Here is a 6,922-nt window from a genome sequence, read left to right as displayed (position 1 = left end):
CCCACCGCCACGGCGAGCCCGGCGGCGCGGTGGCCGAGGCTGACACCCCGCCCGTGGCCGGCACGCTGGCCATGCTGGACACCGTGCCGGTGGCCATGCTGCTGGAGCAGGACGGGCGGGTCCAGGTGGCGACGCCGCAGGTGGGCGTGATCCTGGGCTATTTCCCCTCGGAAGGGGCGGTGCTGGCGCTGGACCAGCTGTTTGAGAACCCGCAGGCGCTGGCGGCGGTGCGCCATGCCCTGGTCGACCTGGGCGGCTTCGAGGGGCTGGTGCAATTGCGCAAGAAGGACAGCGACTGGGTGTGGGTGGAGGTGCTGGCCTGGACCCCCGATCGCGCCCCGGACAGCACGGTCTGGCGCCTGCGTCTGCCTTGGCGCCAGGGGCGCAGCGTGCCCTCCTGGCCGGTCGAGGCCCATGCCTGGCGCGACGGGCTCACCGGCCTGCCGAACCGCGAGGCCTTCATGTGGAGCCTGCAGTCCTGGGTGACGGACAGCCTGCAGCCGCCCAAAGCCCTGGCCGACAGCGCGGTGGCACGCGTGCCCACCCAGGGCTGTCTGCTGTTTATCGATGTGGACCACCTGGGCATGATGAACGAGGTCACCTCGCGCGACATGGGCAACAAGATGCTGCGCCACATCGGCCGTCTGCTGCACAGCCACGTCCAGCCGCTGGGCGATGTCGCGCGGCTGGGCGGGGATGAGTTTGCCGTGCTGCTGCCGGGTCTGAGCCTGGCCCATGCCCAGGGCGTGGCCCAGGCCCTGTGCGATGCCGTGTGGCGCTGGCAGCCCAGTTGGGGGGGCGAGCGCCACTGGATCAGCGTCAGCGTCGGGGTGGTGGCCGTGGATGCCTTGCGCCATGCCCCGCAGGAGGCGGTGCGCGGGGCCGACATGGCCTGCTACGAGGCCAAGCGCCGCGGTCGCTGCCAGGTGGCCGTGGGGCAGGTCAGCACGCTGCAGGCCGTCAGCCGGCCCGTGGCCTGAGGGCGGCGTCCGCAGCGCACCACGCTGGCTGGGGTGGGCGTGCAGCGTTCAGCGCTGCAGGGCCTGCAGCACATGCTCGGCCGTGGCCGGGGCCTGCAACTGGACCACGCCCCGCTTGCCCTGGCGTTCGCGCGCGCTGGCGATGGCGTGGCGCAGGGCTTCGTAGACGCTGATGGCCAGCATGAACGGCGGCTCGCCCACGGCCTTGCTGCCGCCGACGTTGTCCTCCCGGTTCGGCTCCTGGTAGAGCTGGACCTGGAAGTGCTCTGGAATGTCGCCCGTGGCCGGGATCTTGTAGGTGCTGGGGGCGTGCGTGGTCAGCACGCCCTGGTCGTTCCAGACCAGCTGTTCCGTGGTCAGCCAGCCCATGCCCTGCACGAAGCCGCCTTCGACCTGGCCGATGTCGATGGCCGGGTTGATGCTGCGGCCGGCGTCGTACAGCACGTCGATGGCCAGCACCTTGGATTCGCCGGTCAGCGTGTCGATGGCCACCTCGGCGCAGGCCAGGCCATAGGCGAAGTAATAGAAGGGGCGCCCGGTCAGCGTGGTCTTGTCGTAGTGGATCTTGGGCGTGCGGTAGAAGCCATCGCTCCACAGCTGGATGCGGTTGGCATAGGCCTCCTTGACCACGGCCCGGAAGTCGCGCGCGCCCTGGGGCGTGTGGATCTGGCCGCCCGCAAAACTAACGGCGCCGGCCCCGCAGCCGTCCAGCCCGGCGACGAAGGCCGCCAGGTTGCCGCGCACCTTGCGCGCCGCGTACTGGGCGGCGCGGCCGTTCAGGTCGGTGCCGCTGCTGGCCGCGGTGGCGCTGGCGTTGGGCACCTTGCTGGTGTCGCTGGCGGTGACCTGCACCGCCGACAGGGGCACGCCCAGTTCGTCGGCCACCACCTGGGCCACCTTGGTGTTCAGGCCCTGACCCATCTCGGTGCCACCGTGGTTCACCTGCACGCTGCCGTCGGTGTAGACATGCACCAGCGCCCCGGCCTGGTTGAACAGCGTGGCCGTGAAGCTGATGCCGAATTTGACCGGCGTGATGGCGAGGCCGCGCTGCAGCACCGGGTTCTGGGAATTCCAGGCCGAAATGGCCTCTAGCCTTTGCTGGTAGCGCGCATCCTGCTCCAGTTTTTTGGTCATCGGGTGCAGGATGTTGTCCTCCACCGTCATCTGGTAGTGGGTGACGGCGCGCGGCGAGCTGGCGTCGGCGTCGTAGTAGTTGCGCTGGCGCACGGCCAGCGGGTCCAGGCCCAGGGTGCGGGCGATGTCACCCAGGATGGTCTCGATGACGATCACGCCCTGCGGTCCGCCAAAGCCGCGGAAGGCCGTGTGGCTCTGGGTGTGCAGCTTGCAGCGGTAGGAGCTGATGCGCACGTCCGACAGGAAATAGGCGTTGTCGGCGTGGAAGATGGCGCGGTCGGCCACGGGGCCGGACAGGTCGGCGCTGAAACCGCAGTTGGCGGCCATCTGCAGCTTCAGGCCGGTGATCAGGCCCGTATCGTCAAAGCCCACGTCCCAGTTGTAGGCGAACGGGTGGCGCTTGCCGGTGATCATGAAGTCGTCGTCGCGGTCCAGGCGCAGCTTGATCGGGCAGCCGAACTTGCGCGCCGCCAGGGCCGACCACACGGCCAGGTGCCCGGCCTGGGTTTCCTTGCCGCCAAAGCCCCCGCCCATGCGGCGGCACTGCACGGTGACGGCGTGGTTGCCGATGCCCAGGGCGTGGGCCACCCATTCCTGCACCTCGCCCGGATGCTGGGTGCTGGAGTAGACCCACCACTGGTTCTGTTCCATGGGCAGCACATAGGCGATCTGGCCTTCCAGGTAGAAGTGCTCCTGGCCGCCCACTTCCAGCGTGCCCTGCAGGCGGTGGGGCGCACGCGCCAGGCCGGCATCGGCGTCGCCGCGCGTCACATGCACGGGCGGCAGCACATAGTGTTCGGCCTCCAGCGCCTGCTGCACCGTCAGGATGGTGGGCAGGGGGCTGATGTCCGGCTGGACCTGGCGTGCCGCGCGGCGCGCGGCCATCACGCTGTCGGCCACGACCAGGCCGATCACCTGGCCGACGTACAGCACCTGGTCCCGCGCAAAAATCGGTTCGTCATGGCCGAAGGCGGCCAGGATGGGGTCGCCGGGAATGTCGGCCGCCAGCACCACGCCGCGCACACCGGGCATGGCCAGGGCCGCGCGCGTGTCCACGCCGTGCAGCGTGCCGTGGGCCACCCGGGACAGGATGGGGGCGGCATATAGGGTGCCGCGCACCTCGGGCATGTCGTCCAGGTAGGGCGCCTGGCCCAGCACCTGGGCGCGGGCGCTTTCGTGCAGGTGGGATTGGCCGACCGCGCCCTGCGCGGCCGTGTTCAACAGGGTGTCCGGGGCGTTCATGCGCTCACCTCCACGCGAATGTCTTCCAAAGAGGCGCCGGCCTGGCCCTGGCTTTCCAGCCAGAAGCGCTGCAGCAGGCTGGCCAGCAGGTGCTTGCGGTAGCTGCCGCTGGCCCGCATGTCCGAGATGGGGCTGAACTCCGCCTGCAGCACGGACGCGGCGGTCTGTACGGTGGCGGCAGTCCAGGGCTGGCCGGTCAGGGCGGCCTCGGTCTGCACGGCGCGGGCGGGCACGGCCGCCACGCCGCCGGCGCCGATGCGGGCGCTGGTCACCGCGCCGTGCTCGACGGTCACCTGCAGCACCAGGCAGACGGCGGAGATGTCATCGTCCTGGCGCTTGCTGACCTTGTAGGCGCGCAGGTGGCGGGTTGCGCTGCCGGGCGGCGGCAGCGGCACGTCGATGCGCACCAGCAGCTCGTCCGGGGCCATGACGTTCTGGCGATAGCCGGTGTACAGAGCTTCCAGGGGCAGGCTGCGGCCCCCGCGCACGCTGGCCAGCACCACCTGGGCGCCGAGCGCGATCAGCAGCGGCATGGAGTCGCCGATGGGCGAGCCGTTGGCCACGTTGCCGCCCAGCGTGCCGCTGTTGCGCACGGGCAGGCCGGCAAAGCGCGCGGCAAAGCGGTGCAGTTGGGGCCACTGCGCCTGCAGGGCGGCGAAGGCCTCTTCCAGCGTGGCGGCGGCGCCGATGCGCAGCCAGCCCTCGGTCTGCGTAATGGCCCGCAGCTCGGCGGCGGCGGTCACGTCCAGCACCCGGCTGAAGCGGCGGTGCTGCTTGGTGACCCACAAGCCGACGTCGGTGCAGCCGGCGACGATCTGGGCGTCGGGGTGGTCTGCACGAAGTTGTAGCAGCTCGCGCAGGCTGCTTGGGCGTTGGTAGCTGTTTTCTGCCTCAATCGCAGCATCCTTAAGCGCCAGCTGCTCCAGTTTTTGCAGAACGGCCGGGGCGTCGACCGTGGCCGGGGGCAGTTGTGCCATGTCGCGGGCGGCCTCCAGGATCGGGCGGTAGCCGGTGCAGCGGCACAGGTTGCCGGACAGGGCCTCCTGCGCGCCCTGGCGGTCCAGCGCCGCGCCGCGGGCGTGGTTCTGGTACATGCCGAACAGGCTCATCACAAAGCCCGGGGTGCAAAAGCCGCATTGCGTGCCGTGGCACTGGGCCAGGGCCTGTTGCACGGGGTGCAGCTGCTGGCCAGCCGGCAGCTGGATGTCCGGGTCCTGGGCCAGGTCCTCCACGGTCCACAGGGCCATGCCGTCGACCGAATGCGCCAGGCGGATGCAGCTGTTGATGGCCTTGTAGTGCAGCCGGGGCTGGCCGTCGGCGTCCAGCGTGCGCTCGCCCAGCACCACGGTGCAGGCGCCGCAGTCGCCTTCACCGCAGCCTTCCTTGGTGCCGGTGCAGTGCAGGTCTTCGCGCAGCACCTCCAGCAAGGTGCGGTCCGGCGGGATGTCATGCAGCGTCACGGGCTGGCCGCGACGCAGGAAATGGAGAGGACGTGGAGACATAGTCTTGCAATTTGACGGTGTTTTTGTTCATTAAGCCATCCGGGTCTTGCCGCGACATATAGACTTCCGTATGTAGTCCATGCGATTGCAGCCATAGTGCGCCCGGCCAGGGCCGGTGCACACCGCGGGCCCGATGTGTATACAAAAGTTCCAAGCAATTTCCGTGCAACGAGCTTTGGGCGGCCTGTACACCCCTGCAATTGCTAAACTGCACCACCAATTTTCTGGACCTTTTGCCGCAACATGAATTTTTCTGACTTCTTGCGACGCGCCAAAAGTTCCCTCAAGTTCTGGTCTGCACCTGCACAACCTGAACCTGCCCCCACACAATTTCACATCGACGAAGTTTCCGAGCGGGTCGCCAAGCTCAAGGTCCCCGAGCCCAAAGAGCCGACGCAGTTCCACTCCTTGGTCAAACTGGCCCCCATTCCTGTGCCCCGCGAGGTGCGCTGGGAGAGCCAGGCGATCTATCTGGGGGCATGGGCAGGCACGGCGGCATTGGCTTGGGGGGGCTTTCAGGTGCCCACCGACTGGCTGCTGTGGTATGGCGCCGCGGCCGTGCTGGCGTTTGCTGTGCTGTTCCGCCTGGAAGGCCCGCGCACCCGTGCCGAGCGCCTGCAGCGCGAGGCCGAGGTGCAGCGCTGCCACGAGGTCTATCTGCAGGCCGAGGCGCACCTGAAGGCCGTGCTCAACGAAGGCTTCAACGAACGCATGGAAGAGTTCACGACCGTGCGCGCCGCCTACGATGAAGCCTGCCGGGTGCTGCGCACCGCCGACACCCCGAAGCACAGCAAGCTGATCGCCGCCCTGGCCAATCCCCTGCGGACCGAGAAGACCGCCGAGGAAGAGCTGATGGAGCAGATGTCGCAGATGGAACGCACCATGCTCCAGCTGGTGGATGAGATGGAGGATTACTCCGACACCCACAAGGTGGCCATCGACGCAGCCATCATGGCCCGCCACAACGCCCGGCTGGCGTACTGGCAGGCCAAACTGGACGAAGCAGCCCTGACCGGCGAGGCCGTGCAGCAGCATTGAACACCACCGAATAATCCCTGCCCCCTGGGCGCCACCGCCTTGGCATACTGGGTCGCTTTCGCGGCCCATCGTTCTTTCATGCGAGAAACCACGCCCTTTGAAAAGATTGACCTGCACCTGATCCGCGTGCTGCATACGGTGATTGCCGAACGCAGCGTATCGCGGGCGGCAGTGCGTCTGGGCATGCACCAGCCGGCGGTGTCCACGGCGCTCAAGCGCCTGCGGGACCTGTCGGGTGACCCCATCCTGGTGCGTTCGGGCGGGGGCATGCAGCCCACCGATGCCGCGCTGCGCATGCTGGAGCCTGCGGCCGCCATCCTGCAGTCGGCGGAGCACCTGTTCACGGATGCGCGGGCCTTCGATCCGCGCAGCTCGGCGCGCACCTTCCGCATCGCCGCCAGCGACTACCTGGACCCGCAGTTCCTGCCCAAGCTGGTGGCCCTCCTGAAAAAGCAGGCGCCGCTGTGCGCCGTGGAACTCCAGGCGCTGAGCCAGGGCGTGGACTACAGCGGCCAGCTGGCCCAGGGCGAGGTGGACGTGGTGATCGGCAACTGGCCCCAGCCACCGACCGAGCTGCGCATGGCCCAGCTGTTCTCCGATGAACCCGTGTGCCTGGTCAGCCAGTCGCACCCGGCCGTGCGCCGCGGCTGGACAGCCGAGGAGTGGCTGGACGCCGAACACATCGCCCCGATGCCGACCCACCCCGGGGCCAAGGGCGTGATCGACGAAGCCCTCAATGCCCAGGGGCTGCACCGCAACATCGCGGTGCGCTGCGCCCATTTCGGCCTGATGCCGCAGATGGTGGCATCGAGCTTGCTTGTGCTGACCACCGGGCGCCAGTTCTGCGAGCGCTATGCCGCGCAGCTGCCACTGGCCATCCTGCCGGTGCCAGTGCCCTTGCCGCAGATGCGCTACTACCAGCTGTGGCACGACCGCACGCACCACTCGAGTGCCGGCACCTGGCTGCGTGAGGCCGTGAAGAATACCGCTCTTTTGCTATGAGATAGATAGCTATCAGCCAACGCC

The 6,922-nt window shown here is 68.6% G+C and carries 5 protein-coding genes; 3 read left to right on the top strand and 2 right to left on the bottom strand.

All coding sequences use genetic code 11. From position 1 onward, the window contains the following. Nucleotides 1–980: GGDEF domain-containing protein (locus SJH88_RS05975; RefSeq protein ID WP_274753888.1), on the top strand; the 980-nt coding region annotated here is incomplete at its 5' end. A 48-nt stretch (nucleotides 981–1,028) separates the two neighbouring features. Here SJH88_RS05975 and xdhB read toward each other — a convergent pair. Further along, entirely contained in the window at nucleotides 1,029–3,356 is a 2,328-nt protein-coding gene (gene xdhB, locus SJH88_RS05970) for a xanthine dehydrogenase molybdopterin binding subunit (RefSeq protein WP_274753887.1), read from the bottom strand. Beyond that, nucleotides 3,353–4,858: a xanthine dehydrogenase small subunit gene (gene xdhA, locus SJH88_RS05965; RefSeq protein ID WP_274753886.1), complete on the bottom strand. Its 1,506-nt coding sequence runs from the start codon at nucleotides 4,856–4,858 to the stop codon at nucleotides 3,353–3,355. The genes xdhB and xdhA overlap by 4 nt, the downstream gene beginning before the upstream one ends. A gap of 243 nt (nucleotides 4,859–5,101) precedes the next feature. Here xdhA and SJH88_RS05960 point away from each other — a divergent pair, with 243 nt between their 5' ends. Both SJH88_RS05960 and SJH88_RS05955 read left to right on the top strand, forming a co-directional pair. Continuing rightward, nucleotides 5,102–5,896 carry a hypothetical protein gene (locus tag SJH88_RS05960; protein ID WP_274753885.1) on the top strand — a complete coding sequence of 265 codons (795 nt, stop codon included), beginning with the start codon at nucleotides 5,102–5,104 and terminating at the stop codon, nucleotides 5,894–5,896. Nucleotides 5,897–5,974: 78 nt separating this feature from the next. Beyond that, nucleotides 5,975–6,898: a LysR family transcriptional regulator gene (locus tag SJH88_RS05955; RefSeq protein ID WP_042414104.1), complete on the top strand. Its 924-nt coding sequence runs from the start codon at nucleotides 5,975–5,977 to the stop codon at nucleotides 6,896–6,898. The last annotated feature ends 24 nt before the right edge of the window (nucleotides 6,899–6,922 follow it).

Source organism: Comamonas sp. GCA5 (genome assembly GCF_036541385.1).
Taxonomy (GTDB): Bacteria; Pseudomonadota; Gammaproteobacteria; order Burkholderiales; family Burkholderiaceae_C; genus Comamonas; species Comamonas aquatica.
The sequence above is the reverse complement of the archived record's forward strand: the minus strand, read 5'-3'. Positions and strand labels throughout refer to the sequence as shown.

Coding starts and splice junctions, on each gene's coding strand:
- xdhB (WP_274753887.1), bottom strand. CDS start 3,356: ATGAACGCCCCGGACACCCTGTTGAACACGGCCGCGCAGGGCGCGGTC.
- xdhA (WP_274753886.1), bottom strand. CDS start 4,858: ATGTCTCCACGTCCTCTCCATTTCCTGCGTCGCGGCCAGCCCGTGACG.
- SJH88_RS05960 (WP_274753885.1), top strand. CDS start 5,102: ATGAATTTTTCTGACTTCTTGCGACGCGCCAAAAGTTCCCTCAAGTTC.
- SJH88_RS05955 (WP_042414104.1), top strand. CDS start 5,975: ATGCGAGAAACCACGCCCTTTGAAAAGATTGACCTGCACCTGATCCGC.